16 protein-coding genes and 1 pseudogene are annotated in these 17,921 nt (G+C 48.1%); 6 read left to right on the forward strand and 11 right to left on the reverse strand.

What is annotated here, in order from left to right; all coding sequences use genetic code 11:
* Positions 1 to 50: 50 nt before the first annotated feature.
* Entirely contained in the window at positions 51 to 971 is a 921-nt protein-coding gene (locus IG609_RS12290; protein ID WP_102119054.1) for a Kdo(2)-lipid IV(A) acyltransferase, read from the forward strand.
* A gap of 118 nt (positions 972 to 1,089) precedes the next feature.
* Here the strand turns inward: IG609_RS12290 and mdoH are convergent, their stop codons facing one another.
* Positions 1,090 to 3,654, reverse strand: coding sequence for a glucans biosynthesis glucosyltransferase MdoH (mdoH, locus tag IG609_RS12295; RefSeq protein WP_193400574.1), 2,565 nt, complete (start codon positions 3,652 to 3,654; stop codon positions 1,090 to 1,092).
* Positions 3,647 to 5,149 carry a glucan biosynthesis protein G gene (locus IG609_RS12300; RefSeq protein WP_102119077.1) on the reverse strand — a complete coding sequence of 501 codons (1,503 nt, stop codon included), beginning with the start codon at positions 5,147 to 5,149 and terminating at the stop codon, positions 3,647 to 3,649. The genes mdoH and IG609_RS12300 overlap by 8 nt, the downstream gene beginning before the upstream one ends.
* Before the next feature lie 442 nt (positions 5,150 to 5,591).
* On the opposite strand from IG609_RS12300, the gene IG609_RS12305 reads away from it, so the two are divergent.
* Complete coding sequence (locus IG609_RS12305; protein WP_193399907.1) at positions 5,592 to 6,104, forward strand: DUF2946 domain-containing protein; 513 nt, start codon at positions 5,592 to 5,594, stop codon at positions 6,102 to 6,104.
* Positions 6,105 to 6,204: 100 nt separating this feature from the next.
* A complete protein-coding gene (locus tag IG609_RS12310; protein WP_193400572.1) occupies positions 6,205 to 7,719 on the forward strand; it encodes a PepSY-associated TM helix domain-containing protein in 1,515 nt (504 codons plus the stop codon).
* 109 nt (positions 7,720 to 7,828) lie between these two features.
* Here the strand turns inward: IG609_RS12310 and IG609_RS12315 are convergent, their stop codons facing one another.
* The 3 genes from IG609_RS12315 to IG609_RS12325 form a co-directional block, all read right to left on the reverse strand.
* Positions 7,829 to 9,493 (reverse strand): methyl-accepting chemotaxis protein, encoded by a 1,665-nt coding sequence (locus IG609_RS12315; RefSeq protein ID WP_193397146.1) that lies wholly within the window; start codon positions 9,491 to 9,493, stop codon positions 7,829 to 7,831.
* An 857-nt stretch (positions 9,494 to 10,350) separates the two neighbouring features.
* Positions 10,351 to 10,632, reverse strand: coding sequence for a hypothetical protein (locus tag IG609_RS12320; RefSeq protein ID WP_174869798.1), 282 nt, complete (start codon positions 10,630 to 10,632; stop codon positions 10,351 to 10,353).
* A 167-nt stretch (positions 10,633 to 10,799) separates the two neighbouring features.
* Positions 10,800 to 11,090: a hypothetical protein gene (locus tag IG609_RS12325; RefSeq protein WP_102119048.1), complete on the reverse strand. Its 291-nt coding sequence runs from the start codon at positions 11,088 to 11,090 to the stop codon at positions 10,800 to 10,802.
* 155 nt (positions 11,091 to 11,245) lie between these two features.
* Here IG609_RS12325 and IG609_RS12330 point away from each other — a divergent pair, with 155 nt between their 5' ends.
* Positions 11,246 to 11,431 carry a GhoT/OrtT family toxin gene (locus tag IG609_RS12330; protein WP_193397147.1) on the forward strand — a complete coding sequence of 62 codons (186 nt, stop codon included), beginning with the start codon at positions 11,246 to 11,248 and terminating at the stop codon, positions 11,429 to 11,431.
* Positions 11,432 to 11,498: 67 nt separating this feature from the next.
* Here IG609_RS12330 and IG609_RS12335 read toward each other — a convergent pair whose 3' ends face one another.
* The 3 genes and pseudogenes from IG609_RS12335 to IG609_RS12340 all read right to left on the reverse strand — a co-directional run bounded on the left by IG609_RS12335 (position 11,499) and on the right by IG609_RS12340 (position 12,728).
* On the reverse strand, positions 11,499 to 11,927 hold the full coding sequence (locus IG609_RS12335; RefSeq protein ID WP_014915858.1) for a universal stress protein: 429 nt from the start codon (positions 11,925 to 11,927) through the stop codon (positions 11,499 to 11,501).
* Positions 11,928 to 12,139: 212 nt separating this feature from the next.
* A pseudogene (locus IG609_RS20520) lies at positions 12,140 to 12,217 on the reverse strand (isochorismatase); the annotation flags it as partial.
* 88 nt (positions 12,218 to 12,305) lie between these two features.
* On the reverse strand, positions 12,306 to 12,728 hold the full coding sequence (locus tag IG609_RS12340) for an NUDIX hydrolase (RefSeq protein ID WP_193397148.1): 423 nt from the start codon (positions 12,726 to 12,728) through the stop codon (positions 12,306 to 12,308).
* 500 nt (positions 12,729 to 13,228) lie between these two features.
* Between IG609_RS12340 and IG609_RS12345 the strand changes: the two genes are divergently transcribed.
* Positions 13,229 to 13,483, forward strand: a complete 255-nt coding sequence (locus IG609_RS12345) for a biofilm/acid-resistance regulator YmgB/AriR (protein WP_193397168.1) — start codon at positions 13,229 to 13,231, stop codon at positions 13,481 to 13,483.
* A gap of 394 nt (positions 13,484 to 13,877) precedes the next feature.
* Here IG609_RS12345 and IG609_RS12350 read toward each other — a convergent pair whose 3' ends face one another.
* Together IG609_RS12350 and IG609_RS12355 are read right to left on the reverse strand one after the other, a co-directional pair.
* On the reverse strand, positions 13,878 to 14,207 hold the full coding sequence (locus tag IG609_RS12350) for a DHCW motif cupin fold protein (RefSeq protein WP_180786051.1): 330 nt from the start codon (positions 14,205 to 14,207) through the stop codon (positions 13,878 to 13,880).
* 72 nt (positions 14,208 to 14,279) lie between these two features.
* Positions 14,280 to 14,816, reverse strand: a complete 537-nt coding sequence (locus IG609_RS12355; protein WP_284070726.1) for a rhodanese family protein — start codon at positions 14,814 to 14,816, stop codon at positions 14,280 to 14,282.
* Positions 14,817 to 15,221: 405 nt separating this feature from the next.
* On the opposite strand from IG609_RS12355, the gene IG609_RS12360 reads away from it, so the two are divergent.
* Entirely contained in the window at positions 15,222 to 16,622 is a 1,401-nt protein-coding gene (locus IG609_RS12360; RefSeq protein WP_014914979.1) for an EmmdR/YeeO family multidrug/toxin efflux MATE transporter, read from the forward strand.
* Positions 16,623 to 16,666: 44 nt separating this feature from the next.
* Here the strand turns inward: IG609_RS12360 and IG609_RS12365 are convergent, their stop codons facing one another.
* Positions 16,667 to 17,836, reverse strand: coding sequence for an MFS transporter (locus IG609_RS12365; RefSeq protein WP_193397151.1), 1,170 nt, complete (start codon positions 17,834 to 17,836; stop codon positions 16,667 to 16,669).
* Positions 17,837 to 17,921 lie beyond the last annotated feature (85 nt).

The following is a 17,921-nucleotide window of genomic DNA, read 5'->3' on the forward strand; positions in this document are numbered from 1 at the left end:
TTTTTAACGGTTCGCGTGCTGACTAGCACCAAAATATTAATACTGAGACCATGACCCAAATCCCTTCTTTTAATCGTTCATTGCTACATCCACGCTACTGGCTCACTTGGTTGGGTATCGGCATCCTCTACCTGATCGTTTTATTGCCCTACCCCGTTATTTATCGTATCGGTACTGCGCTCGGCTATCTGGCTATGCGCCTACTGCCAAAGCGCGTCGAGATCGCCACCCGCAACCTTGAACTGTGTTTCCCCGATATGCCACAGGCTGAGCGTGATGAATTAGTCAGAAAAAATTTTGAATCGGTCGGCATGGGCGTAGTTGAAACGGGTATGGCCTGGTTTTGGCCAAACTGGCGTCTCGAACGCTGGTTTACGGTGACAGGCCTTGAGCACATATGCCATGAGAACGAACGGGAGCAAGGCGTATTGCTGATCGGACTGCATTTTTTAACGTTGGAACTCGGTGCGCGAGTTTTTGGTATGCACAATCCGGGAATCGGCGTGTATCGCCCGAATGATAACAAGCTGATTGACTGGTTACAGACATGGGGAAGACTGCGTTCCAATAAATCTATGCTAGACCGGAAAGATATTAAGGGTATGATACGCGCCCTCAAACAGGGTGACATCATCTGGTATGCCCCAGATCATGATTATGGGCCGCGCAGTAGCGTATTCGCTCCGCTGTTTGCCGTAGACACCGCAGCAACGACCCGAGGGAGTTATATGCTGATAAAAACAGCACGCCCGGCGGTCATCCCTTTTGTGCCTCGCCGGCTGCCTGACGGCAAAGGCTATGAGCTACTGATCCAACCTGCGGAGCAGGATGCACCGGTAGATAATGAAACGGCGACTGCCGTTTGGATGAACAACGTTGTTGAACAGAACATTCTGCTCGCACTGGATCAATACATGTGGCTGCATCGCCGTTTTAAAACACGCCCAGAAGGCGAACCATCCCTTTATTAAGGAATGCACTACTGTAATTTCAGGAACTGCGACACCTTATGACAGACGAAAAAAAAGCAACGGCATTGATTGCCGTTGCTTTATCTTTCATGCTACTCATTTTCTACACTACAAGCAGTTAGCTTTTGATATGAGGTGCGGGAAGTTTCTGGTAAGACTCAACCCACGCAGCATACGCTTCCGGTTTTTGCCACACGTGGTAGTGCAAGCGCGAGATTGTAACGGGATCGCTAAGCAATGCCAAACGCTGATTATTGCTCACCTCTTCTGGCTTACGACTCAAGGCATCACGTACATTCTGCTCACGTACGTCTTCAATTGCTTGGCTAAAACGATGACGCGCCGTTGCCATTGCACTGGCAAGAGCGTTAACTGACGGATCAAAGACAGCCTGCATAAACCCATTATCGAGTCTACGCTGGTGGTTCAATCGGCAATATTCATCCGTAGCGACCAATTCGCGTGGAGGATTAAACTCTTCCGGTATCATCAACAGCTTGGCACGCTTACAACCCAGCCCCAATGACGCGCGGCTCGAATAAACCGAAACGAACGGCGACAAAATCAGTGAGAAGACGATCGGAGCCAGCCACCACAAGAAGCGTAGGTCCAGCCATGCCATGCCAATCGCCCAGACCAGACCCAGAATCAACTGAGAACCGTGGCGCACAAACGCCTCACTCCATGGGGTCGCATCGTCGTCACGCTGTGGAGAATTCCACTGCACCGACCAGCCGAGAAACGCACTGACAACAAACACCGTATGGAACAGCATACGAACCGGTGCCAGCAGAACAGAGAACAGCATTTCCAGCAACAGAGAAAGGAATACCCGCACAGCGCCACCGTACTCTTTTGCCCCTTTCGCCCACACCAGAATCACGCTCAATAGTTTTGGCAAGAACAGCAAGACTAATGTCGTCGAGAAGAGCGCAATCGCCAGCTCTGGCCGCCACTGCGGCCAGACGGGGAATAGCTGTCGGGGTTGCAAGAAATACTGTGGTTCCATCAGCGTATGCACAACCTGTAAGGCTGTAGAGAGCATCAGGAACAGAAACCACAGTGGTGCAGACAGATAAGACATCACACCGGTAAGGAAAACGGCACGGTGAACAGGATGCATACCTTTAACCAAGAACAACCTGAAATTCATCAGGTTACCATGGCACCAGCGGCGGTCACGTTTCAGTTCATCCAGCAGGTTAGGCGGTAGTTCTTCATAACTTCCCGGCAGGTCGTATGCGATCCATACGCCCCATCCTGCACGACGCATCAGCGCCGCTTCAACGAAGTCGTGAGACAGAATCGCACCAGCAAACGAACCTTCACCCGGCAGCGGTGCAAGAGCACAGTGCTCGATGAACGGTTTAACGCGGATAATCGCGTTATGTCCCCAGTAGTGTGACTCACCTAGTTGCCAAAAATGCAGGCCAGCGGTGAACAACGGGCCGTAAACACGCGTTGCAAATTGCTGGCAGCGTGCATACAACGTATCCATGCCAGAGGCTTTCGGCGAGGACTGGATGATACCGGCGTTCGGGTTCGCTTCCATCAGTCTGACCAAAGACGTCAGACATTCTCCGCTCATCACGCTATCGGCATCCAGAATAACCATATAGCTATATTGGTTACCCCAGCGGCGGCAAAAATCATCGATATTGCCGCTCTTACGTTTGACACGGCGACGACGACGGCGATAGAAGATGCGCCCTGCCCCGCCAACATCACGGCACAACTCCATCCAAGCTTTTTGCTCTGCTACGCAGATATTGGGGTCGTTACTGTCGCTCAGGACGTAAATATCAAAATGCTCAAGATTGCCCGTCGCTTCAACCGATTCATACGTCGCACGTAATCCCGCAAACACGCGTTCTACATCTTCATTACAAATCGGCATGATTAACGCCGTGCGATGCTCGGGATTCAGCGCTTCGTTACCCACCGTCGTGGAAGAGATACTGTATTTGTCTCGACCAATCAGCAGTTGCAGGAACCCCATCAGCGCGGTCCAGAACCCAGCAGATACCCAACAAAACAGCACCGCAAACAGAACGAGTATGCCGCTTTGCAACACATAAGGCAGCAACTGCATCACGGAGCGTGTCCAAGGCTGCCCCGCCATTTCGAACGGATCGATCAGCGCCCACCCCTGATAAGGAAGGATGGTTTTCATGTACCACGTTGCGATCGCCGTCTGGAACAGCGTCAACGTCAGCAGAATATAGCGACGGATTGTCCCCACCAGACGCCAGCGGTTTTCGGAAATTTTCTCTTCCGGGCTGTAGTGAGGACGAAGAGGTACGGTACGGCCCAACAGACTTTCCCACCAGCGGATCAGTGGGTTCGTCCGCCAAACATCAGGGAACATAGAGGCGCGGGTAATAACGGGCATCGCTTTTAATGCCGTCCGCCCTTCCCTGTCTGTGCCGAGTTGTTTACCGTTGTTCAGACCATCAGCCCAAGTCATTTCAAGACGAGCCTGCACGGAATGCAGCGCAGCATCATCTTCAGACTGAACATTGACCTGGCGACCTTCAGACTGGCTATCCTCAGACAAGGCCTGATGCAAAACGGCCTGATCGTTCCAGGCCGCTTGCGATAATTTTTCGCGAAGAACCTCTGCCTGCGGAGCAGGCAGAGGAAGTTTCTCAATGTAATCGAGAGAAGAAGTTGGCTTATTCATTAGCAGGCAGCTGATTGCTCCAGGTTTCAGTCAATGTCGTCTCGCCATTAACCAACGCAGCTCTCATTTCGGTCGGCTGTTTCGCATCCTTCACACGCAAACGCAGCGTTAGACGCCAGCCATGAGTTACCGGGTTATAGCGAACATTATTTTCTACAATCTCACCGTTGTCGCCAATGCTGACCTGAGAGGCTACTGGAGCGTTCTCATCCAACTCTTTTAAATTCGGTCCAACAAAATCCACAATGTAAGCGATCGTGCCGTCAGGCTGGCGGATCAGGTTAGATTGTTTAACATCACCGGCAGAACGGCGAGTCTGTTGAACATAGGCAATGTTCGGGGAATGCAGTTGATCTTCGTCGCGCGTAAAGTGCAGACGATATTTAATATCCAGCGGTTTGCCCGTTTCTGGCAACACATCCGGTGTCCAGAAGGCAACGATATTGTCGTTGGTTTCATCCGCGGTAGGGATTTCAACCAGCTCAACTTTTCCTTTGCCCCACTCGCCTTTTGGCTCAACCCAGCCACTTGGACGCAGATCGTAACGATCATCAAGATCTTCGTAAGCGGCGAAATCACGGCCACGCTGCAGCAGACCAAACCCTTTCGGATTTTCTACCGCATACGTACTCACGGACAGGTGCTTAGGATTATTCAGAGGACGCCAAATCCATTCGCCATTACCGGCATGAATTGACAGACCGTTAGAGTCATTCAGCGCTGGACGGTAGTTCAGCGTCGGCGATGGCTGGTTCGGCCCAAACAGATACATACTGGTCAGCGGAGCAATGCCCAGCTTGCCCACTTTATCGCGCAGGAAAACTTTAGCCTGAACGTCTACGACGCTGTCACGACCAGGATAAACGGTAAAACGGTAAGCCCCAGCAGCACGTGGCGAATCCAACAGCGCATAAATCACCAAGTGTTTATCATTTGGTTTGGGACGTTCAATCCAGAACTCACGGAAACGCGGGAACTCTTCGCCAGAAGGCAAAGCCGTATCGATAGCCAGACCACGGGCGGACAAGCCATAAATTTGGCCTTTACCTACCACACGGAAATAACTAGCACCTAGCATGCTGACGATTTCATCATTCTTATCTGCTTTATTGATCGGATAGAGAACTTTAAAACCGGCAAAGCCAAGATTTTTAACCGTTTCAGGATCGTGATTAACAGAACCAAAATCAAAATACTCAGAAGAGTATTTAATCTCATCAACCGTTGTCGCCGTCACTTCATTAATTTTCACCGGAGTATCGAAATACATCCCCTGATGGTAAAACTGGAGCTTGAAAGGCGTCTGTACATTATTCCAGTATGATTTATCGTTATTGAAACGAATCTGCTGGTAGTCCGCAAATTTCATATCACGAAATTGCGCCGGCAGATTACTTTTCGGTGCTTCAAAACCCTTTTGAGCCAGCTTTTCAGCCTGCTGCGCCACATCATCAATAGAAAATGCCCAAGCAGGCACTGCGCTTACAGACAGCATAACGGCCGCGGACAGCCAGCGAAGGCTAGCAACCCGCTGTTTAAACCCAAATTTATTATCCAGCACAGCTCCCCCTGTTGGTGTGCTCCAATCAACTAAAATCCATATTAATGGATAAGTTAGCTTTCCCACAACTTGATAAAGATATTGTCTATCATAATAGGTCAGCGTTTAAACAACGAGAACGATAAAGCATGATAAACTGGGTTGTAAAATGGAAAACAGCCACGGACTATAGCGAATATCAACCTGCGCGTGCGTAGGATTATTCCGTTTACGCCCGTGCCATTTCCTCTTGCTCCACCGATAAAAACCGTAACGGATAGCGACGACGGTTCACATGACGTGTGAAGAATACCGAATATAAACATTTGTGTAACAATGCAGGGGCAGGTTAAAGTACACGTTTGGCTGAACCCGGTATTGTTGAATTAAGACTGCTATGCTTTTGTCCGCGCTACGACGGCGAAGTTTCCCAGCCTGGGTCGGCATCTTCGCTATTTTGACCATATTCATTGCACCAGTGATTTCACAAACACTCGTGTTTAATGGGGCTCATACTCATGAATATGGTACAAACCCGCATAATTCGGCTACACATAACACTACTGTATATAGCACTACTGTAGATGCGACCAGCGCGTATGATACAGCAGCGTCCATCGGACACAGTGGCAGTATATCCGAACCGCATCATAATCATACCGGACAGGAGATGTTCGGGCATCACGCGACGCAATCACACCATTCTCCCTCATCACCGTCCATGATGATGGATCATGCTGCTTGCGGTTATTGCGTACTCTTTTCGTATACACCAGCGTTGTTCGCAACCAGCTCACCCAACCCCATACTGACGACGTCTTTATCTAAAGCGCTGGTCATTCACTTTATCTCCCGCACTGTCCTTCCCGAACGTTATGCTTCTCCTGTAGTGCGCGCCCCGCCTTTCTGAATCACGCATCATCATTTATGTGCATTTATAACGCATCACGCTATACCCTTTTCAGGTGTGGCGTTTGATTATTTTTTGCTAAGTGATTTTAGAGGGTTCTATGTCACACCCCAATAAGGTATCAGCCTCTGGCGCGCGCTCAACCGAGAAAAGTGAGTCGGATAAACACGCGATGGATAATGTATCGCCACGCGCCGCAATCGTTGCCCTGTTCATCCGGCTTCATTTTTATATCGGTATTTTTGTCGGCCCTTTTATTTTTATCGCCGCTCTCACAGGGACGCTGTATGTCCTGACTCCGCAGATTGAACATCGGCTATATTCACACCAGCTTTTCACCGAAAGTCAGGGTACGACGCACTCTCTGGCGGAGCAAATCCATGCGGCACAGACGGGGTTCGCTGACCATCAGGATGCAAAATTACTTGCGATACGTCCTGCACCTGCCGCCGGACAAACCACCCGCGTCATGTTTGCCTTGCCGGAATTGGGGCCATCAGAAAGTCGCGCCGTTTTCATCGATCCCGTGTCGCTGGAAAATCGCGGTAGTGAGATTGTTTACGGCACCAGCGGCATCCTGCCATTCCGTACCTGGCTTGATTACCTGCACCGCGGGCTGCTGTTAGGCGATGTCGGGCGTAATTACAGTGAGCTGGCAGCGTCCTGGCTGTGGGTTGCGGCACTGGGCGGCATTGTTATCTGGTGGTCAACCCGACATCTATCGTCAGCGGCCAAACGGCGGAAATTTAAAAATAGCCAGACGACGACAGCAAAGACGCAGCGTCTGCGCCACTGGCATGCCTCAATGGGGCTGACTCTTGTGCTCGGTTTGCTCTTTTTCTCCGTAACGGGGTTAACCTGGTCGCAGTGGGCGGGAAGCAACATTTCTGTCGCGCGTACCGCGCTAGGGTGGCAGACCCCATCGGTGAACACGCAGTTGCCCGCACCGATGTCTCATCACGATATGATGCCCGGTCACAATATGACAGCGATGGTGACGGATGAACACGCTGAACACCATGCGCCGATGCCAATGAGGGATGCTGGAGCCTATTCACTCGCGTTATTTGATGAGATTCTGGCCGCCGCACGTCATGCTGGGATTGATGCAAATAAAATCGAAATCCGCCCAGCCACCAAACCACACCGTGCCTGGACCGTCAGTGAGATCGATCGTTCCTGGCCAACGCAGGTTGATGCCGTGTCGGTTAACCCAGACACGCTGGAGATTGTAGATAAAACCGATTTCAACACTTTCCCGCTTGCCGCCAAACTCACGCGCTGGGGAGTGGATGCTCACATGGGCGTATTATTCGGTTTACCCAATCAGCTCATCCTCGCGGCATTTGGTCTTGGGCTCTGTACGATGATTGTATGGGGCTATCGTATGTGGTGGATACGTCGTCCAAAATCTCGCCATGACGCTAGTCCGATCAACACACTAACCGCGGCATTATTACTGGTCTCAGTCTTTCAGCGCGTGCTAATTGCGCTTATTACGCTGCTGCTGGCAGTGAGCTTGCCCGTCATGGGGATCAGCCTGCTCATCTTCCTGCTCATTGATGTTGCTCGGTGGTATATGAATCATCCTAAGCAAACTATCGCTAAAAGCTGATTTCCGTAGTGTCATCATTGCCCGACACGGCAATAAAAAACCGCCATTGTGTTACACAACGTGTGCACACAATGGCGGTCAATCAGCCACACAAGTTAACGGCAAGACGTTAGAACGTGGTCCAGTCTGCTAACTCACCTTTGGCTGCCGTTTTTTCTGTACGGTCATTTTTAGGCGCAGCCAGTGCAGGCGCTTCTGCTTTTCTACTTAACGAAGCGCTTTTATACGATGCGCCAAGATTGAACACACTGACCGTACGCGCGAGGCTATTTGCCTGATCCTGTAAAGAGAGCGCAGCGGCGGCAGACTCTTCAACCAACGCCGAATTTTGCTGGGTCGTCGTATCAATCTGTCCAACGGCCAGATTGATTTGGTTGATTCCATCACTTTGCTCACGGCTGGCCTGCGCAATCTCGCTGATGAGTCCTGTTACACCCTGCACGTTCATCACCAGTGAGTTCATCGTGACGCCCGTTTCTTCTACCAGCCCCATGCCGTCTTGTACTTTCTTGAACGAATCATCGATAAGTTCTTTGATTTCTTTTGCCGCCGTAGCGCTTCGCTGAGCCAACGCACGGACCTCGCTGGCGACAACAGCAAACCCTCTCCCCTGTTCACCTGCTCGCGCTGCTTCAACGGCCGCATTCAGCGCCAGAATATTAGTTTGGAATGCAATGCCATCGATCACACCGATAATTTCCGCCATACGCTGTGATGAATCCCGGATACCACGCATTTCCTGCGTTACCGTTTCCATCATGGCACCACTTTTTTTCACCGTTGCTGACGCGCTGGCCGCAAGATCTGTCGCCTGCGTTGTATTATCGGCGGTATTTCTTATCGTCGATGTCAATTGTTCCATCGATGACGCCGTTTCTTCCAGCGAGCTTGCCTGTTCTTCCGTTCGGGCAGACAAATCCTGGTTGCCCGCAGCAATTTGCGATGCGGCGCTGGAGATCGTTTCTGCACCATCTCGCACTTGGCTGACAATCTGCCTTAAACTACTGTTCATATTATTCAAGGCAGATAACAGTTGGCCGGTTTCATCTTTACGATCGGTATAAATTTCAGAGGTCAGATCGCCTTTCGCGACATTTTCGGCCACACCCAGTGCTTCTTGTATAGGCTGAGTTACGCTGCGAGTGATCAGTGAAGCAATAATCAATCCAGCCAGCGCGCTGATGATTATGATCGTAGCGAGAACCATCAGCGCATTTTTATAGCTATCACCCACTTCTAGCGCAGAGGATGACATTTTGTCATCCTGTATGTCGATGAATTCGCTGACTTTGCTGGTGTATTTCGCTTGAGTAACACGCGTTACATTGAAGTACTCTTCAGCAGCGGCATTGGTGTTCCCTGCCAAGACCAGTGATGAGAGTTTGTTCGCTGAACCAAGGAAATCGCGTCGGATATCGCTAATATCACGCAGCACTGCCACAGATTTATCGTCATTGACAGACTGGTTCAAATACTCCATGAGTTCAGATATCGTTCCTGAACGCCCTTTGTTCAGTGCCAACTGTTTGTTAATTTCGCTTTCTGATTTCAGTAGCAGCAACAACTGCTGGTTATTGAGGTAATTATTCAGTTCATCAATAAGCTTGTTACTTTTGACAGTGAGTGGATAATTTCGCGAAACAATCTCATCCATTTTTTCGTGAAAATCACTTAGCTTTGAAATTGCAACACTGCCAATGACCAAAAGCATTAATACTAAAAAAGAAAACCCCGCCCCTAATCGATATCCTATACGCCAGTTGGACAAATTCATTAACATCTCCTTAATTAATTTTCTCTATCTGTATAGATGCATATAATTAAAAAATTAATATTTATTCAATAAATACAGATAGCGCCAATACCGTTTTCATAACAAAAAATACACATCTCTGGACAGACTATTTATATGCCCTGGTGAGAAACATAAAAAAGATGTAGACAGGCATGCTCATCAAACTACACCCATCACGGTGCAATCGAATTGGTCTAGCCAGATACCGCGCTTGATGCCAGACATCTGCACATACTGGCAGTGGAAAAAATGTCATCCTTTACACCTCATCTTTCACCGCACGTTCCCGTACCATAACTAGCTCCTTACATTTCCATGCCCCATAAAACTCAGGAACATTACCGCTACTGAAATTAGGGTTAAATAGCAGCAATAAGGGTGAATAAAAACCAGAACAAGTTTTCCTTACGCCGAAGGGGGTATCGGCCTTTTGTAGATAATCTTTATATTTTCTAACTTATGACATTAATATCTATTAAATCGATCATTTTCTTATAATCTATCTATTTATAAGATATGCGCTTTTCAGAAAGGATAAGCATTGCATTTAGGATGTAACAAAAAAATCAAAAACAAAAGATAACAATTCGTTATAAAATTAAATAAACACTGTTTAATTTTATATTATTCTCGCATAGGTAGTGGTAATAAATAAGATCAAACAAATAAGGGCGATATGATAATTTCTAGTGATTTTCGCTTTCTATGCAAGCAATATTACGAGCAGAACGCCTTGAAAAAAATACGCACCCAGATGTCTTTTATCGAGACGTCTGGGTGCGTATTTTGTTATTTACTTTTTGAATCGTTCAAAGATTCAACGTCACATTCCGGCATTACTTTTTCTTGGACGTAGCTTTAGATTTACCTTTCAGCAATTCTCGAATTTTCTTTAGCTCTTTCTGCGTCAGCGGCACTTCTGCTCCGACTTCTTCTGTCCCCTGGCTGTCCACCGATTCGGAAGACAGTTCAGAAGCCTGATGGCTTTCATCAAAGCTCCTCAGTAACCGAGCACTAACTTCTGCACTGATAGATACTTCGTTTTCTAGGGCAGCCGCTTTGATTTTTTCTTTCAGCTCTGGGGAAATCTTCAGGGACAGGCTAGATATCTCACTCATTTTATTACCTTTCTCATGGGGTAAAATAGTAAGCTATGACAGCCAGCCTACAATGTCCATACTGAAATAAAAATTTAATATTTCTGTCACAGAAATAGTTTAATTGCTCTCTTAGCAAAGAGATTATTATTTCGCTATTTTGATTTCCCTGCCGAATGTTATGTATTTCAATTTTTCACTCTCCAGTCATCAATCATTTTTCTGGTCACGTCGTCTTTGTAACAAATTGGCGAATCGCCTCCTGCCCGACTCCATGCGCTACGCTTACCGCACTTTCTACCATTACGTGCTGAATTATAAGGACAAGGGCAATTACCAGAATAAGACGAAATCGATTCCTGAATAATCTTTTCTTTGATCTGTTCATCAGAAATCCGAGAATTTTTCGCCATACTAGGTGTAGAAACAGAAAGCAGGGCAACAGCACACACCATCGCAACAGCCAGTGTTGTTTTCATACCGAAGGTCTCATTTTAACCAGAGGATAGTCACTGTAGTACAAAATACACACCACAGAGCGATGCCTCACGACAACCCATTATGGGTTAAAAAATTGATCATAAAATATTAACAACATAAAATGCAGGTGCTTCGAGGATAAAAGGAAATAAACGTGCCACATCACTCCCTCTGGGAACTCATTAAACTGACCTATACGATCGGCTTTGTCGTTTCCCTGATCGTGACGTTTTTGTTGAGTAAAGACAAATCCCTGTTTATCCGATTCTTTGCCTCGTTAATGGTGGGGCTAACCTGGCCGATGAGTTTTCCTGTTGTCCTGTTGTTCTCCATTTTTTGAAGCGACCTCACTGTAAAATTGCTGCCCCGTCACCAACCTCAGACGAGGCGGCAGCGTGATACAGAAACTAACGGACAACTAATACCGACATTTTTGCATGGCGAACAATCGCTGCAGCATTTGAGCCAAGCAGATAGGTTTTCACATTAGGTCGCCGTGAACCGATGACGATTAAATCTGCATTAATCTCCTCCGCCAGCGCTAACACTTCGTCTCTGGCTGAACCAAAACTGACGCTACATGATAAACGCGAGGCAGGAAGGTCGATCGTTTTCATCAGTGATTTCAGCTTGTCATTCGCTTTCACCACTGCCTCATTCTCCAACTCTTTTATGCCAAAAGAATAAGCAGACAAAAACGCCGACGCATCAGGGAGGGAATGAAAGAGGTGGATTGCGGCACCCGACATTTTGGCCAACCTGACTGCATGCGTAAGCGCGTGTTTGGTGAGTTCATCTTCTTCTATATCTACTGGCACCAGAATGCTCGTGTACATAATCACCTCTCCCCTACGTGGATAACTGATTACCTGTCAATCTGTAAGAAGCGTAGTCTGCCCCTCGTCAGCAAAATATGATCCCGTTCACTTTTACGCATGTTGCCTGCAATTTTTAACCCAATCGACGCACAAAATAAGCCGTTAGCTCACCTGTGATTTTCCTTTAAAGCGATCGTGAATAGATACGTGACGATTCATCACAGGGGTGATGCGACCGTCTGCACTTGTTGCGCTCTTGGCGTTGAAAACACCGCATTTTGCATATCAATCACGATCAAAACCTGCATCTTTTTTTCCTTATTTCGACGCTTAACATCGGCATGGATTATCATCACGGAGCAACGGCATGCCATCATCCCAACTCGTCAATTCCGACTAGATCATGTCCACTATACCATGAGGATAAAACTTGATTTCTCCTGAACGCAGTAAATCAATATCAAACCAGCGAGTCACGATCGGAACACCGTTTGTCTCTATCCCATGAATGATATCTTGTTGATAAAGAGACTCATCCTGAAATCGAGCCTCATAAACAAAGACAATCTCATGACCCGACTTGCCATTGTAGGAGAAAATATTCTCTGAAACGCCCAACAGCGAAAAGTCCTTGGTCGCCGCACTGATTTCCTCCTGAACTTCCCTCTCCGCAGCGGCCTGCGACAGTTCGCCAAAATCGATGCCTCCACCGAGCGGCAACACATAGTGCTCGTCTTTTATCGGGTCATGCCCTTCGGCTAACAGAATTTTGCCATTATTGCGGAAAAGACAAACTGCTTTTGCTCTGATCTTTTGCATGCCTACGCTCCAAGTAAACTACAGCACTCTTTTGATAAAAAGATATTTTTGGGTAAACGGACAATTTTTGACAGAAAGACACTTATTGATAAACAGCATGTATCGCAGAAAAATGTCATCTTCTTGCACAGATAAAAATCTTATCGGACGCAATCAAAATGCATTAATAGTTTTTATGTTCAGTTAATGTTTTTCTCTGCCTCCTTTCCTCTCGCTATGTTTAACTTATTGAAGTTATGTATCTCGTATAATTATTTCAGACATAACATGGGTGAAACAAGATAAATTCATATTTATATACCTGACCATTGATCGCCATCATCCTTTCACATTTGTCAGCATCACTGAGTCATTCTGTGTTTATTTATCTTATTGACTGGTTTTACGTGTATGATACGCTAAAGTTAACTAACCATTTCTTCAGATCTGGTGGATCGTGTATTAACACTTTCTGTCCGTGTGCGTAAACCATGTCCAAAGCACAAAAGGGAGGAGAAGCAATGCATCCAGATGTGTCCCCAAACGAGAATCCAACATCTGGTGGCCTTGGCCTTGATTCTCAGATTAGCGATATGGAAATGCTTGGCAACATTGTAGAAGAGATCATTCAATCTGGCCATTCCGTCAGTAACAAGGCTATCATCGCTAAATTAGTCCACAAGATTGAAACAGAATCCAATGCCGCTTTTCAGGAAAAATATCGCGCATTGCTAGATCTGATTGTTTATAAAACTCAGGATGACTTCCTGATTTAATCAGTAGTCAATACATCGTTCTATCGTTTTTCAGTAACGTTTATATCTTACAATTTTGGCATTTTATTTAATGTCCGCTCGGCCGATCATGAATACATGACTATTAAATAACACCGATATTTATGCTGCTATTATTCTTGAGTAATAACTATCGATTTATTAATAATGAATAGCACAATGTTTATTTATTTTTACTAACCGTTAATATTCATTTCTAAATGTTCAAGGCAAGTGTTATACGTGAATCGATCGCCTATAAATGGCGACCGTACTACGGTGAAATGGAGAGAGATGCAGTTCCCTTGCCCACGATAGTATCTCATCAAATCCCTGCGGTATTTTCTCGTAATATCGAGGGCTACTCTCTCCGTCATTCCGAGTTAGCCCCCTCACATCAATCCACCACAAACAACTTCGCGCCCGTCTCGGTGTAGGAGCGATGAGCTTCCGCGTTATCCGCAACCTGGTAGCTCATTCCCGGTTTGAGGACAAAAACACGGCCATCATCTAATTCCGTATGAAGTTCACCTTCAAGGCACAGCAGAATATGCCCTTTAGAGCACCAGTGATCGGCCAGATAGCCTGGCGTGTACTCAACAATACGAACCCGAATATCATCAAAACGCTGTGTTCGCCAGTAGGCGATCCCCGTCTCGCCACGGTGCTCGGTGGGCTCTATTTGCGACCAGTCAGTCGTACCAAACGGAATGTTTTTCATATCCATATTACTGCCCCTATTCTTTAACGTTATCGGTTAACACTCCGCTTATTCTTCCGGCAAGCCATCCCGGGCACATCAGCGTTTGGCGCCACGGTTCCACGGCATTTTCATCAACAGTCTTGCCATGCCACAAAAACCCGTGATCCCTGCAAACAGCAGCCCTGCTCCTACAAAACCAGAAAGCAGGAAGAAAGCGCTGTTTACGCTGTAACCCAGTAATATACCACCCAGAATAAAGACGCCAGCGACGATTTGAACCTGCCGCATGAGTTCAATCGGCTGCTTACGATTCACTTCCGTCGGAAATCCCGCCTTTTTCCATGCGATCATACCCCCTTCCAGAAGAAATACCGTTGCGGGTGAAACTGTCTGTGCCAGCAAGTCAGCATTCTGTTCCGAGCGCATGCCAGACAAACAATGGAAAATCACAACCTGTCCTTCTTTGTTATCATCAGGAAGGACATACCCAGCAGAGGAATTCAGCGGGTGCAACCTTGCCTGTGCGATATGCTCGCGGGCATATTCTTCCGGCTGGCGAATATCAATGAGCACCGCACCTTCATCTAACAATTTACGAGCCTGAGCGGGTGAGATAGCAAGTGGCGTTGGCATGATCATAATCCTCTTTTTGAGCCGCTGAACCCCGTCATCATGCATCGTTCAACGTGGTATTCAGTCAGCAAGGAAGGTGATATCGCTGATCGTTTGCGTGTCACCATTAGTTTAGATAAATCTAATTAAGTAGAATCTAAATTAAATAATGGGCACGTGCAACAACTTTCCGCGCGGAGAAAGCAATCCAGACTGGACATCGATTTAGCGGCTGATACTCTGTAAACAGAAACGCTATTTTAAAAAACAACCATGCTGCCGCGATCGTACAAAATGGATCAACAACAGTATGGATAAGTCACTGTATACATAAGTACTGTGCAAAAATAATGCTATTTGCGAGCCACCTTGTGGCTCTGTTTACCGTGCCGACTGGGAAACTTGAGATACCGCCAAGATCGTTTCATGAAAAAATTAAAAGATACCGACTGGTATAAAAAGCGTTACTCCAACCGCGTTCTCTTCTGGAGAGAAATCTCACCGCTCGCCTTTCCCATCTTTATTGAAGGCCTTTGCGTCGTGTTGATGGGGGTTTTCAGCACCTTCCTGGTCAGTTGGCTAGGGAAAGAGGCCATGGCAGCCGTCGGCCTGGCTGATAGCTTCAATATGGTTATCATCGCGTTCTTTACCGCTGTCGCATTAGGGACCGCCGTTGTTGTCGCGTTCAGCCTGGGACAACGTAACAGAAAGCAGGCACGATCGGCCGCTCGTCAGTCAATGTCATTACTGGTTCTGTCATCGTTTCTGTTGGTCGCTCTGGTTGAATTCGCCGGCTCAGCGATTATCGATCTGATCGCAGGACAGGCCGACGTACAGGTTAAAGCACTTGCCCTCACGTTCCTTCGCTGGACGGTATGGGGATATCCTGCTGTCGCCATCGCGCTGGTAGGCTGTGGTGCGTTGCGGGGCGCAGGCAATACCAAATTGCCTATGGTCATCAACATTGGGATGAATATTCTCAATATTGGTATCAGTAGCCTACTGATTTACGGGGCATTTGCCTGGGATGGCCTTGGCTTTGTTGGCGCGGGCATTGGTATTACCATTTCGCGCTATATCGGCGCGGTATTCGTGATTCTGACGCTAATGCACGGTTTTAACGGTGCGCTGCGCATTCCCTTCAAGTCTTACTTTGCGCCTTTTACCCTGTCGATCCTTTATGAAGTGCTCAGTATCGGTATTCCCGCCAGCATTGAATCCGTTATGTTTAACATCGGCAAGCTGATCACCCAGCGTTTTGTGGCAGATATGGGAACCGAGGTCATTGCCGGAAACTTTATTGCTTTCTCCATCTCAACGCTGATCAACCTTCCCGGTAATTCACTCGGTGCGGCCGCCACCATTATCGTTGGCACACGGCTGGGGAAAGGCCAAATCATGCAGTCCACCCGCCAGTTGAAACACATCTTCTGGCTGTCCAATATCGGGCTGTGCGTACTTGCCGTCCTGTCGGTGCCAAGTGCCAGCTTTTTGGCATCGTTTTACACCAATGAGCCGGAAGTTATCGAAGTCGCAAAACATCTCCTGTGGCTCAATGCACTATTTATGCCGATCTGGGCGGCGTCCTGGGTGCTCCCTGCTGGTCTAAAAGGCGCGAAGGACGCCAGCTACACCATGTGGGTGGCAATGGCAGGCATGTGGGGATGTCGGGTCATCGCAGGATATATCCTCGGCGTGATGCTCGGTTTTGGCGTGATCGGCGTGTGGATGGGGATGTTCTTTGACTGGATTGTTCGTGGGTTCTTCTATTACCGTCGCCTGATGAGCGGGCGCTGGCTATGGCGCTATCGTCCACCGACAAATTAATGATAGCGAGCGGATTTCCGCTCGCTGACAACACAACAAACCGCTTAGCGACTCGGGCTCTTCACCGGAGCAAAACGGGTCGCCATGATCATCAACACGACAACACCGACAGTCATGATCATCCAGGCCTGTTCCAAACCCGCCGTATGCTGACGAATGAAACCAGCCAGCAAAGGCATCAGGCTGGCGAGGATGTAGCCACCGCCCTGCACAAAGCCCATCAGTGAACCGGTTTTATGTGATTCGGTCACCTGATCCAACGCCACAATGAGCGATAGCGGGAACAGCGCACCTATACCAACGCCCAGCATAATAATAATGGGATAAGTGAACGTCAGCGGCGCCACAATCAACCCAATCATCCCCACCAGCATCACGCTCAGGATAGGAAGCAGCAGTTTGCGCCGGTCAGGAAAACGGTTGATGAACGTTGATACCAACAGGCCGGAAATCACTTCCGTCAGCGTTAACCCGCCCAACATCAGGCCGCTTTGCGTCGCATCTAACCCCAATTGAATGTAATACGGCGGCAGCCATGCCAGCACCAGCGTATACGCCCCCGTACCAATGCCGAAGAACACCATCAGCAGCCAATCCATTCCGCTTCGGCGCGTTGCTACGACAGCCACCGCATCCTGTTTCACGGTATACGCTTTAGGGATACACCGCCAGGCCACCGCAGCCACCAGCGCCACCATTCCCCAGCAGGCCAGCGCACTTTGCCAGCCCCACACATTTGCCAGCGGAGAAACCGATGAAGCCGCAAACGCCGCACCGGTCATAATCGCCGTGGTATAAAAACCCATGAGGAGACTGCTGTGGCGACCAAAATGGAGCTTGATAAACGACGGCACCAGCGCCTGAATCAAAGCAATCCCGATTCCGGCAAGCGCAGCGCTAACCAGCAGCGCAATACCGCTATTTAGCCACCAGCGAGCACTACACGCTAAGGCAATCACCACGATGCCCAGCGTGATCCCCCGATATTCACCAAGACGCGCCTGCAACTGACCGCCATATAACGCACACCACCCCATCGCGAACACTGGGAGCGTGGTTAGCATCCCCGCCATGCTGTCATCCAGACCCGTTGCAGACTGAATCTGATCCAGCAATGGGCCAATCCCCGCCAGAACAGGACGTAAATTCAGCCCCAGCAGGATAATTGTGAAGAACAGAAAAGCCCGCGTGCGGGCCGTTGATGTCACTGCCATGTATAACCTCAATAGCTTGAGTAAATCACTATGACTTGATGAACATTATCTTCACATAAAGAATCTTAACGTCAAGATAAAATCT

Origin of the sequence: Pectobacterium quasiaquaticum (assembly GCF_014946775.2) — a bacterium.
GTDB lineage: Bacteria > Pseudomonadota > Gammaproteobacteria > Enterobacterales > Enterobacteriaceae > Pectobacterium > Pectobacterium aquaticum.